This window comes from Photorhabdus kayaii (genome assembly GCF_025384895.1).
Classification (GTDB): Bacteria; Pseudomonadota; Gammaproteobacteria; order Enterobacterales; family Enterobacteriaceae; genus Photorhabdus; species Photorhabdus kayaii.
Genome location: NZ_JAJAFZ010000034.1, coordinates 14,651 through 37,979 on the forward strand (window position 1 = coordinate 14,651; position 23,329 = coordinate 37,979).

Sequence of the window (23,329 nt, forward strand, 5' to 3'; positions counted from 1 at the left end):
TTTAAACGTTGGTCGGTGCTAAATGGCCGGCCAACAACCGATGGAGTCTTGCTACTACGGAGTTACATTGCTCTTCCAGATACTGCCCACTGTCAAAGCTGTGTTGTTGAAATTCTCTGCTTGCGATCTGGCACCAATCAGATAAATCTTGCTCATAAATCCAGTTATCACGGTCCCCCTGAGAAGCAGCCAACGGTGCCCAATAACAGGTGCTTTGCGGAAACAACAATTGGGAGTAAAGTAACAAATCTGCTCGGCCCAGATACTGTACGGCAAATAGCTCAATATCCTGAGACAGTAGTTTGCCCCAACGTTGAAATACCATGGCACTACCGCCCACATGTGGGAAAGCAATTATCCGCAGTTTTCCCTGACGTTCTGGGGTCAGTTTTTTCAGACAACGCCGTGGTAAAGGGAAGTGTACAGTGTGCATAAGGCTTACCTGCCATTATAATAATGGTGATCTTGAAAAAGGGATCTTGCGATCCCATTGTGCATTGGATTTCGTGTTATGATTCAGTTGATTGCATCCCACAGTTCATCAAATACTGGGTTAAAAAGCGTGGACTTTAGATAGTCTGAGCCCGCAGAACCACCTGAACCTTTACGTTGACCAATCGTGCGTTCAACCAGTTTTACATGTCGATAGCGCCACTCCTGTAACAACGAATCCAGATCCAGCAACTGATTAAGTAATAGTGACTCGCAGGAAGGGCGTTCTAACATACTCTTGATGATATCTTTCTCACTTTGTGCTGGGTCGCCCATCTGCATGAGTTGAACTCGTACAGTCTCCCAGAGCGAAATAGGCCGTACTATTGCTGCCAGCCTTTGCTGGATAACATCATCATCTAAGTATTGCTGAAATTTTTTGCTGTTTGCCTTACCCAGAAGCGCCTCAATACCAGCAAATTGGTAAGACTGAAAACCGCTAGCGGTTCCCAAATAACCGCGAAAACGTTGGAACTCATGAAATTTCAATGTACAAATGACCGTAATCTGGTTTACCACGGTTTGTGCAATGGCATTAACGCGGATCATGACTTCGATGGCTGCTGGTATTTCACCGGCACCAATCAGATCAATTGCTTGATGGATCTCATCGATCAACTGTTTAAACCACAACTCATACGTTTGATGCGTGATAATGAACAGATTTTCATTGCGGTGCTCACTGCAAGGTGAGGCAGGTTGCTGGAGTGCCAACAACTGGTTTAATTGCAGATAACTTGAGTAGTCCATGACGCGTTCTTACCTTATGAAAACGGGAATAGTACCGGCTGGCTGGGAAGGGCATCCCCTGATAGATTCGGTAACTGTATGGAAAGAAAATAGTGGCCGGGTGAAATATGCGATGGAATGTGGATCAATTCCGTCACAGAAGTACACTGGCGTTCAGCAATGGGCGAAGCGGGATCGGTCATCCCCCAAAAACAGCGGTGGTTATCCATCCGCCCACCGTCGTTTAGCCTGTCAATGGACGGAATATCCACCAGTAGGTGCTGCACGCCCAGCTCTGTTATGCGTACCATCGCCTGATGACTAAAGTAGGGGGCACCACCGCCATCAGGGAGCCAAGGGAGTTCATCGGTTGCAATAACTAATGCTTGCAGATAATCTGAAGTCAGCAGAGTCAGTTCATCATCAACAGCTTCTCTGGTGATCACCCAATCATCATCTTCAGCGCTGGCGTTATAGCTATCCTTCATTGCCGAGGCTCGCTGTAACGGCACTCGGATCAGGGTGGCGGCAATAAAAGGGGCAAAGTTGAGGTCGGCTACATTGTGTACATCAGGTAAAATGTGCCCAATGCACTCAGTATGGGTGCCATGACAGTGTGGTACTAGGCTAATACGGGAGGCATTGCATGCCCCCCCAAATTGCACACTGGCTACGGCATTGCCATAGCGGAGTGGCTCATCACTGACCGGCGTGACACCATAAAGGTTTACAGGGTTATCCGCAAAACATAGCCGTATAGAGAGCCGAATTGGCTCTCTGTGATGGATATGGTGCATACGCCCTTGGTAGTGTATTTCAATGCGTTCCATGGGCGGTTTCTCCGGACTTGCTCTGCGCCAACACCGTCAATTCGCGGATCTGGCTGTGTAGAATAAACTCCCTGATCGTTAAGGTGATCCCCATCTCTAGGCGGATCGCGTGCAGCAATTGCGGAATTTGTAATGAGTTACCACCAAGACTGAAGAAACTGTCCGTGACACTGACTTGTGCCAACGCTAGCACCTGTTGCCAAATCTGCTGCATCTTGTGTTCTGCTTCGTTAGCTGGAGGAGTATAATCGTCCTCTGAAGCCGAATAGTTCATTTCTGGTGCAGGTAGCTTGCGTATGTCGATCTTGTTGTTATTAGTTAATGGGAATGTCTGCAATACCACAAAACCGGAAGGGATCATGATATTCGGCAATTTGGCCTTCAATGCTGTACGCACCATTTTTTCATTTAGTGTTGCCCCGGGAGCCAACTGCAGATAACTAACAATCCGGGCATGTTGCCCTTCACCAACAATCAGACTCAACGCCTGTTCAATGGTTCCGATAGCAGACAAACATAAATCTATTTCTGTCAGTTCGATACGGTGACCGCGGATTTTCACCTGATGATCGTTACGGCCGAGATACTCCAACTGTCCCTGTCGGGTAAAGCGAACAATATCGCCAGTGCGGTACAAGTAATGTCTGGTGCCAAGCACTTGACTCTGCGAGAATACCTTGTCAGTCAGCGTCTGGTTGTTCCAATAACCTGGCGAAACACCCGCTCCCCCGAGACAAAGTTCGCCGAAAGCGCCACTTGGTATCAGGTTGCCAGTTTCATCCATAACAAAAGCATCCGTCATGTTGATTGGCATACCAATACATGCACTATCACCGTGGTGTGTCAGATCGGCACAGGTAGACCAAATAGTGGTTTCCGTTGGGCCATAAACTTGCAGTACCTGGGTAGCGATACGCCGCAGCTGCGCCAGCAGGGCTGCAGGCATTTTCTCGCCGCCACACAACACCGTCAGCGGACGCTCTGTGGATGGGGAAAGATGGTTAACAATGGTGCTCCATACGGTAGGCGTGGCCTGAATAACACGAGGCTGCTGTTGCTCAATAAGGTGGTACAACTTCACGGGATCCATCGCTGTCTCACGTGGACATAGAACTACATGTGCACCGCTGGCCAATGAACAAAACAGTTCTAGACCAAAGATGTCAAAACTGATGCTGGTCAGACTGAGCACCTTATCTTGGCTCTCCAATGCCAGGCGTTCGACAAAGTCATTAGTGAAGTTATTCAGGTTACCTTGGGTGATCATCACCCCTTTGGGATTCCCGGTCGAACCAGATGTATACATGATATAGGCTAGCAGCTCGTCAGAAAGCGTTGGCAGCGGGTTATCAGTTACAGGGCATGTTGTCAGCGTCTCAAAGTTGAGGGTTTTAATATGACTCAATGCTCGTTCGGGATGACCATCTGTGACCAATATCCGGGTCTGTGCGTTTTCAACCATGTAACTTACGCGATCAGCCGGATAATGAACGTCAATTGGCACATAATGTTTGCCTGCCTTAAGCACGCCAAGTATCAGGGCGGCAACGCGGCAATTTTTCTCCATCATGATGCCAACAGAGAACGCCTGGCTATCAATGGACTGCAACACGTTGGCGATACGTTCAGACACATCCCATAGCTGACCATAATTGTACTGCTGTTGTTCACAACTAACGGCGATATTATGCGGTTGTGTTTGCGCCAGTTTGTGGATTTGTTCAATCAACGAACCGCGTTGGCTTGCTACCGGATTGCTAGCCAGTTGTAACAACCAGCGCTGTTCAGCAGCACAGAGCGGGTTAACGGTAGAAAGGACGGCAGAATTGGGCAGGGTGAGCAGTTGTTCCAAAACCTGTTCATAGTTATCCAGTATCATCTGCATGGTCGCAGGGTAGAAAAGCTCACTGGCGTAATCGAGTTCTATAGTGATGTTTCCCTCAGTCAGATTGAAGTTCCACGTCATATCGAACATTGAGAAACCAGATGCCACAGGAAGCCTCTGTAGCGTACAGCCATACAGGCCCGTTTGGCACACGTCGCCAGCGTTTTGCAAGATCGCCATAATCTGGAATAGTGGGTTTTTATTCTACACCCGTTCATAGTCGATCAGGTGTAGAATGCGGTCAAAAGATAGTTGCTGGTGCTGATAGGCACCGATACAGGTTTCCGCCATTTTGTTGATCAGGTTGGCGATGGTGTCTTGTGGGCACAACATGGTGCGTAATGGAACAGTATTAACGTGGAATCCACTGACCTGTGCCAGATCCAAGTTATCGCGCGCGGCAATAGCGGTGCCGATCACAATATCTTGCTGCTGAGTATATTTGCTCAGTAAATAAGCTAATGCGGCCATAAGCAAGACAAAAGGCGTAGCACCTAATGTTTTAGCCTGTTGTTCCAGTCGTATGGCAATGTCGGCTTGCAGTGGATAGCGTATGCGATCGCCAGCGTGTGTCGGCATCAGCGGGCGAAGCTTATCCAAGGGAAAATCGAGTTCACGACAGCATTCCAGATGCTGTTGCCAATAAGTGATCTCGTTTTGAGTACAAAACTCCGCACTATTGTTGACGATATCGATGGTCTGTATCTGCGGCAATAGAGGTGCATGTTGTACGCCAAGGCACAAATCGTTGTAATGTTGCCACAGATCGTTGAGGATCAGTTGTTCGCTCCAAGCGTCGGTCAAAATGTTGTGTTTCACCCAGATCAGTACATGGTGTTGGTCATGGTAATGCACCAAGCGTAGTGTGACGGGAGGCCGTTGCATAATATTGAAAGGCATCTCACACAGTGATTTCACTAGCTTTTCAAGCGGCATTTTTTGCCCATCTACGCGATGGTCGGCTAGGTTTATTGGAATATGCGGCTGTGCATACTGATAGGATAAGCCGTTCACCTCGGTAAATTGGGTTCGTAAGCTTTCATGTTTTTCATAGACTAAGTTGACCGCATGTTCAAAATTTATGAGGTCTAAATGACCGCGAATTTCCACGGCAATTGGGAGATTGTAGCTACAATCATCGGGGTTAAGCGCACTCAGGTACCACAATAGGTTTTGTTGTGGGTTCAGCAATGCGCGTCGTTCCTCTGTAATTACAATGGAGCGTTCTGCTGCGACGGCCTTGTTCTCAATATATTCAGCCAGTTTACGAATTGTATTGTGCTGAAAAATATCGGCGATATTCAAGCGGCAACAGAGATCACGCGCAGTAAGAGCTACAATTTTGCTCATAGTCAACGAATGAGCACCAAGATTGATAAACTCATGGTTAACATCAGCATGTGAGCACCCAATAGCATTTGCCACAATCCGTTCGAGAATGGTTTCCGTTTCGGTTTCCGGCTGGGCGATACGATGAATTAGATCGTCAAGCGGCCAGTTTTCTAACAGTTGGCGGGCAACTTTACCGTTAATTGTCAGTGGTAGCGAAGATAAGAAAACAAATGAGGTTGGAATAGCTGCGGGATGCAGTAATGTCACCATTGCGTGGCGAAGAGTATCTGACGTTAATTCTGTCGAAGTCGATTGCACGAAGGCGACCAAAATTTTACCTTTATCGACAGATTGCGTTCTGACCACAACACAAACACTTTCTACCTGTGGATGGCTGCGTAGGGCGCTTTCCACCTCACCGATTTCAATACGCACACCACGAATTTTAACCTGATGATCTCTGCGTCCTATGAAAATGATATTACCTTGCTCATCCCACTTGGCGATATCCCCCGTTTTATACATACGCTCTTCATTTGGCATATATGGCAGGCACATAGTGACAAATTTTTCAGCACTCAGCGTGGGCTGGTGCAAATAACCTTGTGCCAAACCGTTACCAGCGATGTATAGCTCACCTTCAAAGCCCACGGGCATTGGATTATGGTATGCATCCAAAATATGACAACGGTAGTTTTTCAATGGTGTACCAATACAGTTCCATACAACTCCAGGACGGTATTCACACAATGAGGTGGCGATAGTAGCCTCTGTGGGTCCGTAGCCATTGCACAAACGTGTGCGATCACTCCACCAGGCAACTACGTCTGATGGGGGGGCATCTCCCATAACGATCATGCTTCGTAAGCCTTGCCAGACATCACGTGGTAAAAGTTCCAGTATGGCCGGAGTAATGGTGACATGCTCAACCTCATGCTGCGCCAAATAATGATGCAGTGCACCAATGTTAGTATGCAGCTCTGCTGAAGCTAAATACAATGTGGCACCACTGACGAGTGCACCATAAACATCCCAACCGAATGCATCGAAACCAAGTGATGCAATAGCCAACACACGGCTGCCTATACCTAGCCGCATAAAATCACGGTGGTTTTGTGCAACGTTACTTAGTCCCTCTCGGGTAATCATAGCGCCTTTCGGTTTGCCAGTCGTGCCAGAGGTGTAACACACATAAGCCAATGAATCTTTATTTGCTGCAGGAAGGTCACTTACAGAAACATGCAGTTCTTGATAATTGATAGCCGATGGTAATATGCAAGGGGCATTACCTGCTTTTAGCGATGAATCTGCCAAAATAAGTGTTGGCTGCACGTCATCTAGGATGTTTTGATTGCGTGTTTTCGGCGCTAGGGGATCAAGCAAAACGTAAGTTTTATTGCTTTTCAGAATACCCAATAAGACAATCAGCAATAGCGCTGATTTTTGCATCGCAACCGCAACCAACGTACCATTATTACTGTCCTGCTCAAGTAGCCAACACGCCATTTGATCTGATGCTTGATTAAGTTCGCCGTAACTATAGTTGCGATTGTCTGCATGCAGCGCGGTGAGTTCTGGATGTATCTTGGCATGGTGATTAAACAGCGTGGTAATATCTTGGGACAAGAGGCTCGGATCATCGGTTTCGTTAAACCCACTCAGACGATATAATTCATCAGGCTGAGTTACGAAAGGGGCACTAATAGGGTCAATGGTCGGCGACACTAATGCATCCAAATAATCCGTAAAATGGCTAAAACGTATATCGTCACCACAAACGGTGAGCTGTGTTCCGTCCTCGTTTGCCACGACACTTATCATTACGCCGGATTTAGCATACTTATGATGTTTAAGTACCCCAGTTTCGTTAAAGAAAAAGTGAGTCAGATACCGATTGTCAGATGTGACCTCCGTTGCCGGGATTATATGAAAATCAGCATTGGGATACCAGATCATATGACTGAGATCGCTCGCGCACATCCCTTGCATCTGGTCACCCAATCGCTGTAATAAGAGGGAAATCAGGCTACGAATACGGGTTGGCGCTTCAGCATAGAATTTTCGTCCGAGGCAATACGGTGTATCTTGAATTATGGGAAGTTCACCACGCGATAGCCCTACAACAATATCAGTAATTTTGTTCCTAATATTCTCAAGGTAGCTCTCCACCGCGCTATGGCTTTCACGAGAAATATGTCCACACAAATAACCGGATCTGCCCGGCGATGTAAAGTACAGAGATAAACGTTCTTGAGCTTGTAGGGTATCAAAGTCTTTAATAATTTCTTTATTTGAGGCTATGATTATCAGATATTCTGATTGCTTTTCAAGTAATTGTATTACGGATGCCTGATTTTCTGTTGTGATAATTAAATTTAATTTTTTTTCAGATTTGTTTATTGAGTCAAGTATAATGACTTTATGACCATACTCACGGATTTCTTCGGTAATTATTTTTCCACTAGCGCTATCGCCAATATATCCAATATTCAGCAATTCCATCCCTACTTCCTATGAACAATAAATTCCCTTGGGAGCATAAAAATGACCCTCAGCATTAATTCAATTTATGCGTTAAGATTACGCGTGTGTTGCTTTAGCTATTGGTAGTTCGGCAAGGATACCTGATTTTTCCAATGCCAATAACATTTGTTCTGTGACGATATTATTTGTTTCCCAAGGTTTGGCTGTGGTTTCAGGATAGGTATCGTTAATAACTGCGGCAATGACTGCTTCTTCCATATTTCAATGTCGCAAAATTTGCGTACCAAAATCCTTAGCGATGACATCTGTCGTATAGCTTTCAATAAATGTTATAATTGGCGTTTTCATCGCTTGTTTCATTTTCGAGTCACTGTGACACCAGATATGGCCTAGAACCTGTTGAAAGAATCGTGCATGACGGCCCTCATCGGCAACATGATCTTTCATCACCAAATAGAATGACGGGAAAATATCTTCATTATTGATAACATCGATCAGGTCGGTCGTTAGCGCTTGTTCAGAAAGAGACACGCATACCAGCCGCAGCAATTCACGTAGCTGATCGCTTGATTGTTCAAGCGCCATCGCAAGCGCGTATGAAGCTTCCGTATCTTTGGGCATAGGCAGAGGGACAACGCCTGTCATCTGTTCGACTTGGTTAATCAGATCCAGAGCGACAAGTGCGTGATATGACTCATCCACTACTACAGTTAGAGCATCTAGACGCATCTCGGTGGGGAAATAAACACCGACAACATTTTTGTAAAGCTTGTAACTGGAATCGTTAATAATATCCAGTTCAATGTTAGCTATGCCACTCAAGTAGTGATAAAGCATTTGTACTTGGATATATCGCAGCGCTTCATCACCTAATATGTCGACTTGCGGGTGCGTACACAGAGGAAGACGTTCAAGAGGAAAGAAAAGGGTAGAATGATGGTCTTGTTCGTTAAGTAATCGGCGAGGACGGGAACGGACAATAGCAGAGCGATCCCATTTCTTTAATGTAGTTTCAATAAGACTCATAGAATAGTCCTTACTCAATAAAGTTCGATTTCGATATCTGATTCTGAATAGGCACAGCAAGCCAGAATTATATTTTCTTCTAGTTCATCTTCGCTTAATGCGCTCTGTTTCCCATGACGCACCTGACCTTTTATTAACATCATTTTGCAACAGCCGCATTTTCCTGCTCGACATAAACTGGGAATATCGATGTTGTATTTATCAAAATTTTCTAGTAACGAGGTTTCCGGGCAAAAGTTACCGACATCCGCGCCATCAAGAATAACTCGATGACCATCGGGCTTTGCTTTAAAAGACATGTTTACTATCTTCCTTATAATGGATTGAGAGTTTTTATGATTTCCTTTTACAGCGGTGATTATATTAAATATTTTTATCTACCTAAACTCGAAACACACAGTAGCTTTGGTATCATTCATTGTCAATATAACTTGTTAAAAATATTAACATTTAATTCCGGTTTGTTACCTGACGGAAATGTCTGGCATTATCCCCATCATGGGTTATCGTTGGCCGAATACCTTTCAGAAGAAACATTTTACCTATGACAAGTTGCAGAATTGTTATGTCTGCCCGCAGGGAGAAAAACGGATTTATACCACAACCGACCGTCAGAGATGCTGGCATTATCAGGCCCCGGCGGCTATCTGCACGCACGCGAAAGGTGGAAAAACGATAACCCTCCCTATCCACTGTTTTCAGCGCCATAATTAACCTGAGGTTTGCTTAAGAAGGGAACTAAGTGCCTGAGACACGATCAAAGTTTTTGTCAAAGAAAACAAAATCGTGGAGATCCTCAGGCATGGTTAATTTAGAAGAACTTTACTGCTGCGTCGATGACTTTTGCCAAAAATTTATTCCTCTCTGGCATCAACAGTTAATTGAAAATGGCTTGCTCAAACGTCGCCGCGAAGCTTCCCTTTCTCTCAGTGAAGTCATGACGATCCTCATTTTATTCCACATGAGCCATTATCGTGATTTTAAAACGTTTTATATTCAGCATGTTAAACACTATCTTCAGGCCGATTTTCCCAAATTGGTCAGCTACACCCGGATGTTAACCTTGAAGCAAAGGGCGCTCATTCCCCTCTGTGCTTTTCTTTCGTCACGCAAGGCTGAAACCCAGGGGATCGCTTTTATTGATTCAACCAAAATTGCCGTTTGCCACAATCTCCGTATTCCCCGTCATCGCGTATTTCAGGGCGTCGCACAGCGAGGGAAAACCAGTATCTGCTGGTTTTATGGCTTTAAACTTCATCGGGTTATCAATGATTGTGGTGAACTTCTGGCAGTGAAGTTGACCTCAGGAAATAAGGATGATCGCCATCCCGTCAAAGCGCTGGTACAAGGATTAACCGGATGTTTATATGGCGATAAAGGGTATTTGTCGCAGGCTTTGTGCGATGAACTGGAAGCAGAAGGAATAACGTTAATCACTCATGTCCGTAGTAACATGAAGGCAAAAGCGTTATCTCTCTGGGATAAACTGATGCTAAGAAGGAGATTTTTGATAGAAACGGTCGTGGATCAGCTTAAAAATATTTCGCAGATAGCGCATTCAAGACACCGCAGTCAGCTCGGTTTTTTATTGGAAATCGTCGCTGGCCTAATTGCTTATACATTCCAACCTAAAAAACCGAGCTTGAATTTACGGGATTGTGATATCGCTATTTTTAAACGAAGCTGAGGTTAATTAAACTTGCCTCATGATGGTGCATTCAGCGCACCACCATAGAGCATCACTATTGTAAAAAGTGATCTACGTTTTATTTTTATGACTAAAAAATAATTTCATTTGCCTATTCTTTCGCCTCACTCTATTTATTGCTCAACAATACAAAAACAATTATTTAACAATAAATACAAATTATCCAACGATGGTACGCATATTGCTTAGATATACATTTATCTATCACACAGGAATTCAGCCTATGACGACACAGCAGGCGACAGCTATTTTCATGTACAGAGGTGACACAACATGCAACAGATGGTGAATCTATGGCCGTTGATTGGCATAGCGGTTATTGTCGTGGGTTTTTTACTCAGGTTTAACCCGGTATTGGTGGTGATTGTCGCAGGGATCATCACCGGGCTGGCCGCACATATGCCGATCACAGCGATTCTGGAAAAGCTAGGTTCCGGCTTCCTTAATACCCGAAATTTGCCATTGATTTTGCTGTTGCCGCTGGCAACTATCGGCCTTTTAGAACGGCACGGTTTAAAAGAACGAGCTCAAACCTGGATTAGCAATATTAAAACAGCAACCGCCGGACGTTTGCTAATCATCTATTTGTTCATTCGTGAAATAACCGCTGCGCTAGGGCTGACCAGTTTAGGAGGACACCCACAAATGGTGCGTCCATTACTGGCGCCAATGGTAGAAGGGGCTACGGAAAACCGTCATCATGACCTGCCTGACGATGTACGTTATCGCCTGCGGGCCATGTCAGCAGCAACCGACAATGTTGGCCTTTTCTTCGGGGAGGATATTTTCGTCGCTTTTGGTGCAATCATCTTTATGCATAACTTTATGCTGGAGTCTGGCGGCATCCAAACGGAACCGCTACATATCGCTATGTGGGGGCTCCCTACCGCCATCTGTGCCTTCCTGATCCACGCTTTCCGCTTGTCTCGTCTTGACCACCACATCGCAACCAAACTGGCAGCACTGAATGGTATGGACAAAAATCGAAGTAAGGTGGAGTAATGTTTCAGCAACAGTATCTTTATTGGCTGGCCGGCACAGTTCTGCTGGCCGTAGCGGTGATGTCCTGGCGTGATCACGCCAACCCTCGCCGCTTGACCACCAGCCTGTTCTGGGCGCTATATGGCATCGTGTTTCTAGTAGGCGACTGGAGCTATCGCGTAATAGCACTATGGGCAGACAACGAAGCCGAGGCCCAAAAGATGCTACATATCGGTGTCGGGCTAATCGTCGTATTGATGGCACTGACGGCAGGTTTTGGCGGTGTGCGATTGGGCAGCTACCATCAACGCACACCTCAGCAACGGCAGGAAAGTGCCTCCCGTTTGGGTAATCGTCTCTTTCTTCCCGCACTGGCGATACCTATCGTCACCGTGATCGGCGTATTACTGTTTAACCACGTCCCTGGGTTACAACAAGCACTGTTCGGTAGCGGCAACCATGCCACGCTGGTAACACTGTTTTCCATGACGGTAGGCTGTTTAGTCGGATATGGCGTTGCATTGAGAATGACCCGTGAAGGCGTAGCTCAATCAACCCAAGAAGCACGTCGCCTACTGGATGCTATCGGTTGGGCGTTTATCCTGCCACAGATATTAGCGACGCTAGGGCTATTATTTACCGTAGCCGGTGTCGGTACCGCAATTTCTCACCTGACTGAACATTATTTAGCGGTGGATAATCGATTGATCGCGGTAACGACATACGTACTCGGCATGGCGTTATTGACAATGATAATGGGCAACGCTTTCGCCGCGTTCCCGATTGTTACCGCCGGGATCGGCATTCCCATTCTGGTACTGCAACATGGCGGTAATCCAGCGGTCATGGCCGCTATCGGCATGTTCTCAGGCTATTGCGGTACACTGATGACCCCAATGGCCGCAAACTTCAATATCGTTCCTGCCGCTCTGTTGGAATTACCAAATCGCAATGCGGTCATTAAAGCACAAATTCCCACGGGAATAGCGCTGCTGATTGCCAATGTTTTTCTGCTCTATTTTTTGATGTTTTTGTAAGGAGAGATCCCATGAAAACCGTTCTGATTACCGCTTTTGAACCTTTTGACGGTGAAGCCATCAATCCATCGTGGGAGTCGGTCAGACAATTGCAAAACCAACAGCTATCTGGAGCACATATTGAGACACGCCAGCTCCCATGTGTATTCAACACTTCTCTAACTTATCTGTACGCAGCTATTGATGAGATACAACCTGAACTCGTCATTGCAGTGGGACAAGCAGGCGGCAGACCAGATATCACGCTGGAACGCATAGCGATTAACATCAACGATGCACGTATTCCCGATAATCAGGGCAATCAACCCATTGATACCCCTATCGTGGCAGCAGGCCCTGCGGCCTACTTCTCCACCCTACCGATCAAAGCGATCGTCAGTGGCCTGCAAGCCGCAGGGATTCCTGCTTCGATTTCACAGAGTGCCGGGACATATGTCTGCAACCATGTCATGTACGGCCTACTACACCATCTGGCACTGACTTATCCCAAAGTACGTGGTGGATTTATCCATATTCCCTACCTGCCTGAACAGGCGGTAAAACACCCCGGTACGCCAAGTATGGCTCTGGAAACAATAACAACAGCACTGAAAATTGCTATCAAGCAAGCATTAAATAACAGTGAGGACATGGTTATTGGTGGAGGTACAACACATTAATTCAACGCCCATTGGGGTAGCGGAAATTACCATCTATAGAGTTATAAGCACTCTAAATTTTTCACTGCTTTTTTGAATATCATTTTATTAAGGTTACGACTATGAACGTTATTGATTTAAACAGCGATCTTGGTGAAGGCTTTGGTCAATGGAAAATGGGTGACGATAATACCATGCTGAGCATTGTCACCAGTGCCAATGTAGCGTGTGGATTTCATGCCGGTGATCCCGCCGGGATACTTCAAACTTTAAAAGCTGCCCGTGAAAATCAAGTGATTATTGGTGCTCATGTGTCTTATCCAGACCTTGTCGGATTTGGTCGCCGTAATATGGATATCTCCAGTAATGAGCTGATCGCGGATGTTATTTACCAGATTGGCGCGTTGAAAGGTTTGGCAGCGGCGGCAGGAACCACCGTAAGTTATGTTAAACCGCACGGTGCACTGTATAACACCATTGCCCATGATGAATACCAAGCCCTTGCCGTTATTACAGCGATTCGCGAAGTGGATGACAATTTAGCGCTGGTTGGATTAGCCGGCTCAAAACTATTGGATTTAGCGAGGGAAAAAGGCTTGCGTACCGTTGCGGAAGCCTTTGCTGACAGAGCTTACACTCCACAAGGCACGCTAGTTTCCCGCCGGGAAAAAGGGTCTGTGCTTCATGACGCTAATCTCGTTGCCCGACGCATGTTGCAATTGGTGACCGAAGGGGGAGTTGAAGCCATTGATGGTAGCTTTACCCGTATTCAGGCAGATTCCATCTGTGTTCATGGTGACAGCCCAGATGCGGTAGAAATGGCACGTCAGGTGAAAATAACCCTGCAACAAGCCGGGATCACCGTACGCTCCTTTATTTAAGCAAGTGGCAGTTCTCTTATTATGCTCAGGAGTACCTAGTGCGTTTTTTACCTGTTAATTTAGGTGCCATTATTGTCGAGCTTCATGATCTGAATGAAACGCTGGCGTTATTTGATTCACTTAACGCCTGCCCCATTGCTGGCGTAGAAGAAATTATTCCGGCAGCCAGAACACTGTTGATTCGATTTCGTCCCAATGTTGTTTCCACCGTCAAACTTGCCAGAGAAATCAATGGGCGCAACCTGAATACACTGGATAGGACAACAGGGAAACTCGTTGAAATCCCGGTGTATTACAATGGTGAAGATCTGATTGAAGTGGCGGAAACTCTCGGCATCACCACACAGGAAGTTATCAAGCGACATACAGAAAGTGAGTACACTGTTGCTTTTACCGGATTTGCCCCCGGATTCGCCTATTTAGTCGCAGATTCAAACTGTTTACATGTTCCTCGGCGAATGGCACCAAGAGCCCGCATCCCTGCGGGATCAGTTGGTCTGGCTGGAGAATTCAGTGGGATATACCCTCAAGCCAGTCCGGGAGGTTGGCAAATCATCGGTATCACGCCAGAGCGCATGTGGGATCTCTCGCGTTCTCCCTCTTCCCTGTTACAACCCGGTTTCCGGGTACGTTTCAGAGATCAAGGCAAAGGCGCAGCAATCTCTATCACTAAACCCAAAACCCCTGTTGCCCCCATAGAGAACGTTCTATCTTCACAGGTTGATAAACGCTCCTCGCTGGAAATCCTAACCACTGGAATACAAACACTTTTTCAGGATTTAGGGCGTTCAGGGCAAGCTAGTTTAGGTATTTCCGCTGCCGGTGCACTAGATAAAACCGCGCTGAAAAGTGCCAACCGGATCGTCGGTAATCCTTCGGATAACGCATGTCTGGAAATTGTGCAAGGAGGATTAAGCTTTATTTCTCATGGCAATGTCATTATCGCTGTCACAGGTGCTGACTGCCCAATCACTGTTCAAACAGCATCTGGCCGAAAGTTTCAGGTTGATGGCTATCAGCCTATTGATCTGAGTGAAGGTGATACAGTGACACTAGGAACGCCCAAAGCGGGAGTGCGTTCTTATTTGGCTGTGCGTGGCGGCTTTGCCAAGCAACCTATTCTCTCCAGCCTCTCTTACGATACGCTGGCACACATTGGCCCCAAGCCAATCGCTATAGGCGATATTTTGGATATTCTTACTGTGACGCAGGGTTGCGCGGTATCAATGGATGAAAGGCCGGCTTTTAATATGCCTACTTCTGACGATATCATTACACTGGATATCATTCTGGGGCCACGTACTGACTGGTTCACAACAGAAGCGTTATCCCTGCTAAAAAGCCAACTTTGGCAGGTTACACCACAATCTAATCGAGTCGGTATTCGTCTGTATGGCAACACACCACTGTCGCGTCTTAACCATAAAGAGTTACCGAGTGAGGGAACGACCACCGGCGCAATTCAGGTTCCCGCCAGTGGTCAACCGGTTTTGTTTTTAGCAGATCACCCTTTGACCGGCGGTTACCCCGTGATTGGTTCCGTTGCCAGCTATCATCTTGATCTTGCCGGACAAATTTCTGTCAACGCCCGTATTCGCTTCAATCCCATCACTGAATTTCACGAAATAAAAGAGAGCGATTGCCGCTCTGAGCATCACAATGACTATGAATATTAAAAACCATCCCATAAAAAAAGTTTTGATTGCTAACCGCGGTGAAATCGCCGTCCGTATTATCCGTGCCTGCCGGGATTATGGTTTACCATCTATCGCCGTCTACGCTGATTCGGACATCAATGCACAACATGTACAATTGGCTGATGAGGCTTACAGTTTAGGCGGAAACAGCCCCGCAGATACTTATCTTAATATTCCCCAATTATTGGATATTGCGAAACGTTCAGGTGCCGACATGGTACATCCCGGATACGGATTTCTGGCTGAACGTGCAGAATTTGCCCGTGCCGTTATTAATGCGGGATTGATCTGGGTTGGTCCTGAACCAGAGACAATTGATATTCTGGGTGACAAAGTTAAAGCACGCAAAATTGCCCAACAGGTAGGCGCACCACAGGTTTCAGGAACAGAAGAACCGGTGAAAAACGCAGAGGAAGCACTGGCGTTTGCCGAACAATATGGCCTGCCAATTGCAATCAAAGCAGCATATGGCGGTGGTGGACGTGGCATGAAAGTGGCATGGCGGCTTGATGAAGTCACCGAACTCTACAATTCAGCTGTTCGTGAAGCAACAGCGGCCTTTGGCCGTGGAGAATGTTTCATTGAACAGTTCCTGGATAAACCTCGTCATATTGAAGCGCAAATTCTGGCTGATAAACATGGCAATGTAGTGGTACTTGGTACACGTGATTGTTCACTGCAACGGCGTAACCAAAAATTGGTAGAAGAAGCGCCGGCGCCATTTTTGACCGAACATCAGCGCCAGCGTATCCATCAAGCGGCACGAGATATTTGCACCGCCGCCCGTTATATCGGAGCCGGTACTGTGGAGTTTCTCCTCAGTGTAGACGGCACAATTTCTTTTCTGGAAGTGAATACTCGCTTGCAGGTTGAACATCCTGTCACCGAAGAAACTACAGGGATCGACATTGTGATAGAACAATTCCGGATTGCTGAAGGTAAACCTTTATCATTGACAACAACACCGATCCCTTTAGGCCATTCTTTTGAGTTCCGTATTAACGCCGAAGATGCAGGTAAAGGATTTTTACCGACGCCCGGAACCGTGACGGTATTTTCTCCTCCTTCCGGCCCAGGCATAAGATTGGATTCTGGTGTTGCAGCAGGTTCCACCATCCCTGACACTTTTGATTCGCTGATGGCTAAATTGATTGTCACCGGACCAACCCGACAACAAGCTATTGCCCGTGCGCGACGTGCATTACAAGAATTCAGCATTGAAGGCGTTGCATCAGTATTGCCTTTTCATCGAGCAGTAATGGAGCATCCTGATTTTATTTCCGATGACACATTTAACATCCATACACGTTGGATCGAAACTGATTTTATCAATGATATAAAAATATCTCCGCGTCAGGAAAACCATTATCAAGAAAAAGTAACACGTACTTTTATTGAAATTAACGGCCGTCGGCATGAACTAGGGCTACCAGACGAATTATTAAAAGGGCTTTCATTGCCTGATTCTGAGCAAAATTTCATCACAGAGAGCAAAGGTAATGAAGCTGAGGAGACAATAGCGGTACCAAATCCCGTCTTAGCATCAATATCCGGCGTTTTACAATCCTGGTATGTGCAGGAAGGTGATGAAGTTAAACAAGGTGATGTCATTGCTGTCATGGAAGCAATGAAAATGGAAACGCAACTTATCGCACATCGTTCTGGGAAAATCGTTATCTATGCGGAAGAAGGCGGTTATCAACAGGCAGGAAATGTGCTGGCAAGTATTAACGATGATTAATAATCGCCAAATTAGCCAAAATTAATTGGCTAATTTGACACATAAATTCACATTACCCAATACAACATCAAATTGCGCGGATAATTTCCGCACAATTTTAATGAAGAGATTAAAATTAAAATGCAAGCAATATTGGGAAAAAGAAGATAATTAACCCCTTTATGAATAGGAAAAAATAACTATTAAGGGCAGTTTTTTAATCATCTCGTTAAGATTGACAATAAGACAAATAAATCATCACACAATTTAACACCTGTTTATTTTGTTGTACTCCACAAATTATTAACAAAACTCTTTTTTTATCCGAAAAAATGTTTACTAAATATTTTTAATATCATGCTTTTCAATTGAAAATTGAGATATTATTAAAATCAATAATAAATAAAAGAATATAAAAACCAAATAAAGAATAAAAAACCGTAATTTACCTACACTTATAAAGTGATAACAGCCATATATACTCATCTAGTTAATGACAAATAGAATAATAATTTGTGACTATTTTTACACATATTTAAACAATAAGAAATCATTAACTCATTATAAATTATCAGTTATAAATAGTGTATAAGTTTATTTTCCACACTTGACAATGCAAATAAATCAAACAAAAAATACAATAAAAACAATAGATTACAAATATTTATATCAATGAGATATAAATAAAATTTCACAAGAATAAATCAATAAAAACGTTATCGGCTATACACTACACATATTGATATTTTCAAAAAATATATTAAATTCAGACTGTCATTTTATTCCAACCATAGAAATATTATTTCATCAAAAGATAATGTTACTCATTTAATAATTCTTCACATCCACATGATAATTATGCACAAATATACATCCATTTGAATAGTATATAAACATACTATTACAACAATATCATAATATTAAATAATTTAATTGTTTTACATTTCCTTTACAATTATCAACACAATTTAAAACTATAATAAATTCATATATGCTTTTACAAACACATTTTTATATAGATTAGCATCACAATTTCAACATTACTCAACAAAATAATAAATCAAATAATTGCAATTACCATTAAACATAATACTATATTAATAGTGGAATAAAGTTTTTATTTACAATGTTTTCCTAATGGTTCAAAAGAAGACCAAGATAAAAAATAAATTCAGAAGCATTGATTAAAAAGGAAAAATATCCGTTACTTTAAATTATACCCTATGGATTTCAAGATGGATCGCGACGGCAAGGGAGCGAATCCCCGGGAACATAGATAACTATGTGACCGGGGTGAGTGAGTGCAGCCAACAAAGAGGCAACTTGAAAGATGACGGGTATATAATAATGGTGGCGGCTAAGTAATCAGGAGAACAATGTGATAACAAACGATTACGAGTTAATGACCACGCCAAACAGTAAGCCGCACGGCAGCGAAAAAACGCTTCACAATAGAGGATCAGAAGCGTGCCACGGCACACGTGGAATGCCGCAAGGACAGCGACGTCATCGATGAAATTCCGATGGCCTACAAAGACATTGAGGCTGTAATGGCCGCTCAGTCTTCACTAGTAGAAATCGTTCACACCCTGCGTCAAGTGGTTTGCGTAAAAGGATAATCAAGATGAAAGAAAAATTTGGTATCAGTGACATCATGAAGCAACACATATGCCAAAAACTGGCGCAACTTGAGACAGAGCTGCAAATACAAATACTCTACGCCTGTGAATCAGGTAGCCGTGGTTGGGGATTTGCCTCGACAAACAGTGATTACGATGTACGTTTTATTTATGTACATACGCCATCATGGTACTTACGCGTCGATCCCTCTCGGGATGTCATTGAACTACCGATCAGTAACGAGCTGGATATCTGTGGTTGGGAACTGCGTAAAACTTTAGGGCTGCTGAAACGAGCCAACCCGACACTGATGGAGTGGGCAGACTCACCGGTAATCTACTACGAAGACGTGGAGTTCATGGCGGCACTACGTGCCCTATTACCAGACTATTTCTCCAACAACAGAGCGCGATATCACTATCTGTCAATGGCAAAGAAAAACTTTCGTAGTTACCTAAAAGGCGAGAAAATTCGGCTGAAAAAATACCTTTATGTACTACGCCCATTGCTGGCGGTACGTTGGATCGAAGCGGGTAAAGGTATCCCCCCAATGCGCTTCGACACCCTACTGGCCGGAACTGTTACAGACGCAGCGCTGATGCAGGAAATACAGACTCTGCTTGCCATCAAGCGTAACGCTGACGAAACGGAGTATAGCCCACGTTTTAAACGCATTCATAACTTTATCTGCCGCGAACTGGATAATTCAGTTACCCGCTGCGAGCTCAAAGACAAAAAACACCTCCCTGATACTGAATTGGATTTACTTCTGATGCGTACCGTACTTCACCATAATAATAAAGAAGAAGGAGAATACATGTTAAAAAATGGATGAAAAATCATACAAACATGACATTTCAGCAATAAAATTGGATGTTTACTAAGAGCCAGAAAGCAGGGTATTCCACCCTGCTCCAGAAATAAACAGTTATAGAATCATTAACCTAAAATAATATGAGGTACAAATCGTGATGTATCCTTCGTGATCCTGCCAATATCTTCCCTAACCGATAGACCCGCAGGCGTATCATTAACGAGCCAACTACCGATAAGAACATGGCTATTACCGATCTTTGGCAATGGGGTGTATTGCTGCACAATGTAACCCTCTTCACCGTAAGGACCATCTACCTTTTCAACTACTTTGCCATCTTTATGAATACTAATATTCGCGCCCTCACGGCTGAATATCGGCTTCATAACATAATAAGTCAGGCACTTGGCTTGCGGATCATCGGCAAAATAAGCTTCAAGCAGATTTGGGTGTCCTGGAAACATCTCCCAAAGCAATGGCAAAATTGCTTTATTCGAAGTGATGCATTTCCACATTGGCTCAAACCAGTTAACACCCGCGCTGACTAGGTATTGAGCATATTCTTCACGAAACATGAACTCCCACGGGTACAACTTGAACATAGAGTCTATGATCTTGTTATTACTATCCGTAAATTGACCACACTCGCTGAGCCCAATGTCTTCAATGTAGACAAACTCGGTATGAATACCGGCATCTTTGGCACAGTCAGCCATGTAATCAACCGAGCCCTTGTCTTCTTCCGTACCCTTACAGCAGGCAAAATGAAGCGTGTTGAATGGCAAAAAGGGTTTCAGTTCACAAAAGCGATTAACAAGCAACTCCTGTAGTAAGTTGAACTGATCAGCAGCATGAGGCAATTCACCACGGTTAACCTTATCTTCCAACCACAGCCAGCTAAAAAAACCATGTTCATAAATAGAAGTCGGCGTATCTGAGTTAATTTCCAATAACTTAGCCGGGTTTTTACCATCATAGGCAAAATCAAGGCGACTATAGAGACTTGGATCTCTGCGCTTCCAAGATCCACGAACCAATGACCACATTGCTTCTGGAATTTGGAATCTAGTCATCAACTCATCACTGTTAACCACTTGCTCTACTGCTTGAAGGCTCAACCGGTGGATTTCCGCTGTCGGATCTTCAATATGTTCTTCAATCTGCTTGAGAGTAAACTGGTAATAACGGTCTTCCGTCCAGTACGGCTCATTATCGATTGTATGGAAACCAAACCCAAATTCTTTTGCTCGCACTTTCCAATCATGACGAGGTGTTGTTGGGATCTGAAGCATGACGTTAACCCTTTGATAATACTTATTTGAATCTTGGAAAAAATCATCTCACAAATGCTTAATGCGGCAATAATGACTCCATGCAAGAGACTGGCCTGAGAATAAAATGTCAGCGCTGGTTAACCACCCCAACTGTATTTAGCGGAAGATGTTGAACCAAAACCACCAGAAGACTTGGTCGTGACGATTGGCTTGCTATCATAGCCAGAATAACGGGAATCGCTGCTTTTAAACTTTTGTTCCTTTTCACGTATCAAGCGCTCGCGATACATTCTCTCCCTGTGTTTACGTTCTGAATAATCACCGATTTCATCAACGATCCCAGATGCAATATAAGCAGTTGATCGGGGGATCAGTACAGGGTTTATACCTGCAACAACATTTGCATTCGTTCCAACTTGAGAAACTTCTCGTTTCTCCATTGGCAAGCGAACCGTCTCCAGCGGCTGCAAATAACGTCGGCTCATTTCATACTGGATATTGCCAATATCGGAATAAGTACTAATGACCTTGCCATCAGCGAAAAAAAGCTTACCGTACAGGTCGCTATAGCCTGATGTTGAAGTAAATAGTGGCTGGTAAAACACGTTGCGATACTTTTCAGCAACGTCGTACTTGCTAAACTGTTCTGGCTTCACCTCCGCCATCATAAAGGCGGCCATCTTCGGTCGATAACCCACTTGCCCCGGCATTGCTTCACACTCACCGTACTCCAGCTCACACATCGCTTTCTGGCGAAATTTCTGCGAAGTACGCTCCGCTTCGCGTAATGCCGCTTGGTATGTAGTTTCACATTGAGCAGCGATCGTATTCTTCGGATTATTCTGACAAGACGCCAAATCCTTATAAACATGAATTGACAACTCATCCGCCGATTGACCACAACCAACGAGTGAACCAACACTGAGCGCCAATGACGTGAATGAGAAACCACGCCAATATTTACGCTTACTCTCAATGTTAATGGCTGTGCTGCGCATTCTGCGCTTTTTATTCCCGTTCGTCATACAATCCCTAAATCAGTAAGTCATGCAGGCTGCGTTTAAAAGACCAACAGAAATTGACACCGCCGCCAGCACAACCGCAGCAGGGACCTCATTATTCTCAATGCGGGATACAATCTTTGGCATCATGAATATGCGAACCATGAAGAAGCCAGCAATCTGAGCCAACAGCGCAACAACACTCCACATCACGAAATCAATAACCCCCACAGAGTTGCTTGCTGCACTTGCAATAGCGATGCTGTAACCAACCAGAGCACCACCAAGCGATATCGCAGCGGCACTATTCTTCTCTTCCTTAATAAGTTTCCATTCATCATGCGGAGTAATTATTGTGTAGATGAATTTGAAAACGATGAAAAAAACCAGCGCCAGCCCAAAACATAAACCAAAATTGCCTACACCATGCATAAATTGCGTGAAAGCCTGTTCTTCATTCTCCAATGTGATCATTTATGCCACCACTTTAAAATCAGTTTGGTTAAGTTGAATACCGGTGCTCAGTACCATCAATCTATCCAGATGACTCCCTACAACTTTTTCTTCTCCCACAACCTGAAGTTCTTCTGTTCTGTTATGAGCAACCTGACGCGTATACACCATCACAAACTGATCAGTTTCAGTTATGTGTCCCTCTTTACTGTAAGTTTTTTCGGTAACAGCCACAGGCTTAATGTTGTCCCATAACTGAGAGAACTGGGTACCATCGAGATCATATCGTCTGCCTGGTGTAACGATACCGTTTTCAATCAACGCATCCCATTGAGCTTGTGAATCGATCGGTTGAGTTTCGTAAAAGTACCACAGGCTCACTTCCTTCACGCCGTCATCCCCCTCCCCTTCTTGCAGCACTTGAAGGTAACCTTCATCATCTGTGTAATAACGAACCAAACGCACGTTATCACCTAAATCGACAACACCAACGGAACATATAAGCTGAGTTGAAGCTGCATTTTCGATCGTTAGGTCAGATTCAATCAGTTTTAGCATCAGCGGGTCTATCTCAAGTGCACCACCAATACGCAAACCTAATACTTCCGGCACCTTTGGAACAACAGGCGCAACCGCCTTACCCCCGAATGCGCTCTTAAACGCATCTACGATTTTGGAAAGCATAGAAATATCTCTTGATAGGAAGATCCCACTTTAAAAAGCAGGA

Annotated in this window: 19 protein-coding genes and 3 pseudogenes; 10 read left to right on the plus strand and 12 right to left on the minus strand. The window is 44.6% G+C overall.

What is annotated here, in order from left to right:
- Position 1: 1 nt before the first annotated feature.
- The 8 genes and pseudogenes from LGZ98_RS13555 to LGZ98_RS13590 form a co-directional block, all read right to left on the minus strand.
- Positions 2 to 433 carry a hypothetical protein gene (locus LGZ98_RS13555; RefSeq protein WP_113043840.1) on the minus strand — a complete coding sequence of 144 codons (432 nt, stop codon included), beginning with the start codon at positions 431 to 433 and terminating at the stop codon, positions 2 to 4.
- 83 nt (positions 434 to 516) lie between these two features.
- Positions 517 to 1,242 carry a tryptophan 2,3-dioxygenase family protein gene (locus tag LGZ98_RS13560; RefSeq protein WP_113043839.1) on the minus strand — a complete coding sequence of 242 codons (726 nt, stop codon included), beginning with the start codon at positions 1,240 to 1,242 and terminating at the stop codon, positions 517 to 519.
- 14 nt (positions 1,243 to 1,256) lie between these two features.
- Complete coding sequence (locus LGZ98_RS13565; RefSeq protein WP_113043838.1) at positions 1,257 to 2,051, minus strand: cyclase family protein; 795 nt, start codon at positions 2,049 to 2,051, stop codon at positions 1,257 to 1,259.
- Positions 2,038 to 2,451: a phosphopantetheine-binding protein gene (locus tag LGZ98_RS24130; protein WP_315901996.1), complete on the minus strand. Its 414-nt coding sequence runs from the start codon at positions 2,449 to 2,451 to the stop codon at positions 2,038 to 2,040. The genes LGZ98_RS13565 and LGZ98_RS24130 overlap by 14 nt, the downstream gene beginning before the upstream one ends.
- A 96-nt stretch (positions 2,452 to 2,547) precedes the next feature.
- Positions 2,548 to 7,770, minus strand: a pseudogene (locus LGZ98_RS13575) (amino acid adenylation domain-containing protein); the annotation flags it as partial.
- Between the two features lie 78 nt (positions 7,771 to 7,848).
- Entirely contained in the window at positions 7,849 to 8,010 is a 162-nt protein-coding gene (locus tag LGZ98_RS13580) for a hypothetical protein (RefSeq protein ID WP_262978184.1), read from the minus strand.
- 3 nt (positions 8,011 to 8,013) lie between these two features.
- The gene (locus tag LGZ98_RS13585) at positions 8,014 to 8,838 is read right to left on the minus strand and encodes a diiron oxygenase (RefSeq protein ID WP_262978185.1); all 825 of its coding nucleotides are present in this window, start codon (positions 8,836 to 8,838) and stop codon (positions 8,014 to 8,016) included.
- The gene (locus LGZ98_RS13590; RefSeq protein ID WP_113043835.1) at positions 8,793 to 9,077 is read right to left on the minus strand and encodes a 2Fe-2S iron-sulfur cluster-binding protein; all 285 of its coding nucleotides are present in this window, start codon (positions 9,075 to 9,077) and stop codon (positions 8,793 to 8,795) included. The genes LGZ98_RS13585 and LGZ98_RS13590 overlap by 46 nt, the downstream gene beginning before the upstream one ends.
- A 157-nt stretch (positions 9,078 to 9,234) precedes the next feature.
- Between LGZ98_RS13590 and LGZ98_RS13595 the strand changes: the two are divergent.
- The 10 genes and pseudogenes from LGZ98_RS13595 to LGZ98_RS13640 form a co-directional block, all read left to right on the plus strand.
- A pseudogene (locus tag LGZ98_RS13595) lies at positions 9,235 to 9,459 on the plus strand (IS5/IS1182 family transposase); the annotation flags it as partial.
- 121 nt (positions 9,460 to 9,580) lie between these two features.
- Positions 9,581 to 10,465, plus strand: a complete 885-nt coding sequence (locus LGZ98_RS13600; RefSeq protein ID WP_113043834.1) for an IS982 family transposase — start codon at positions 9,581 to 9,583, stop codon at positions 10,463 to 10,465.
- A 294-nt stretch (positions 10,466 to 10,759) separates the two neighbouring features.
- Positions 10,760 to 11,488: a DUF969 domain-containing protein gene (locus tag LGZ98_RS13605; protein ID WP_113043833.1), complete on the plus strand. Its 729-nt coding sequence runs from the start codon at positions 10,760 to 10,762 to the stop codon at positions 11,486 to 11,488.
- A complete protein-coding gene (locus LGZ98_RS13610; RefSeq protein WP_113043832.1) occupies positions 11,488 to 12,504 on the plus strand; it encodes a DUF979 domain-containing protein in 1,017 nt (338 codons plus the stop codon). Before LGZ98_RS13605 ends, LGZ98_RS13610 begins: the two co-directional genes overlap by 1 nt.
- A gap of 11 nt (positions 12,505 to 12,515) precedes the next feature.
- Positions 12,516 to 13,163, plus strand: coding sequence for a pyroglutamyl-peptidase I (gene pcp, locus LGZ98_RS13615; RefSeq protein ID WP_113043831.1), 648 nt, complete (start codon positions 12,516 to 12,518; stop codon positions 13,161 to 13,163).
- A 101-nt stretch (positions 13,164 to 13,264) separates the two neighbouring features.
- Positions 13,265 to 14,023: a LamB/YcsF family protein gene (locus LGZ98_RS13620; protein ID WP_113043830.1), complete on the plus strand. Its 759-nt coding sequence runs from the start codon at positions 13,265 to 13,267 to the stop codon at positions 14,021 to 14,023.
- Positions 14,024 to 14,061: 38 nt separating this feature from the next.
- Positions 14,062 to 15,699 (plus strand): 5-oxoprolinase subunit B/C family protein, encoded by a 1,638-nt coding sequence (locus LGZ98_RS13625; protein ID WP_113043829.1) that lies wholly within the window; start codon positions 14,062 to 14,064, stop codon positions 15,697 to 15,699.
- Complete coding sequence (locus tag LGZ98_RS13630; protein ID WP_229015661.1) at positions 15,689 to 17,461, plus strand: acetyl/propionyl/methylcrotonyl-CoA carboxylase subunit alpha; 1,773 nt, start codon at positions 15,689 to 15,691, stop codon at positions 17,459 to 17,461. The genes LGZ98_RS13625 and LGZ98_RS13630 overlap by 11 nt, the downstream gene beginning before the upstream one ends.
- 1,391 nt (positions 17,462 to 18,852) lie before the next feature.
- A pseudogene (locus LGZ98_RS13635) lies at positions 18,853 to 19,059 on the plus strand (RtcB family protein); the annotation flags it as partial.
- A gap of 5 nt (positions 19,060 to 19,064) precedes the next feature.
- Positions 19,065 to 19,895 carry a nucleotidyltransferase domain-containing protein gene (locus LGZ98_RS13640; RefSeq protein WP_113043827.1) on the plus strand — a complete coding sequence of 277 codons (831 nt, stop codon included), beginning with the start codon at positions 19,065 to 19,067 and terminating at the stop codon, positions 19,893 to 19,895.
- A gap of 104 nt (positions 19,896 to 19,999) precedes the next feature.
- Here the strand turns inward: LGZ98_RS13640 and LGZ98_RS13645 are convergent, their stop codons facing one another.
- From LGZ98_RS13645 to LGZ98_RS13660, 4 genes are all read right to left on the minus strand, one after another.
- Positions 20,000 to 21,166 (minus strand): glutathionylspermidine synthase family protein, encoded by a 1,167-nt coding sequence (locus LGZ98_RS13645; RefSeq protein ID WP_113043826.1) that lies wholly within the window; start codon positions 21,164 to 21,166, stop codon positions 20,000 to 20,002.
- A gap of 119 nt (positions 21,167 to 21,285) precedes the next feature.
- Positions 21,286 to 22,173: a DUF1190 domain-containing protein gene (locus LGZ98_RS13650; RefSeq protein WP_262978186.1), complete on the minus strand. Its 888-nt coding sequence runs from the start codon at positions 22,171 to 22,173 to the stop codon at positions 21,286 to 21,288.
- A gap of 12 nt (positions 22,174 to 22,185) precedes the next feature.
- Positions 22,186 to 22,623 (minus strand): DUF350 domain-containing protein, encoded by a 438-nt coding sequence (locus tag LGZ98_RS13655; protein WP_112879697.1) that lies wholly within the window; start codon positions 22,621 to 22,623, stop codon positions 22,186 to 22,188.
- Positions 22,624 to 23,286 (minus strand): YjfK family protein, encoded by a 663-nt coding sequence (locus LGZ98_RS13660; protein ID WP_113043824.1) that lies wholly within the window; start codon positions 23,284 to 23,286, stop codon positions 22,624 to 22,626.
- Positions 23,287 to 23,329 lie beyond the last annotated feature (43 nt).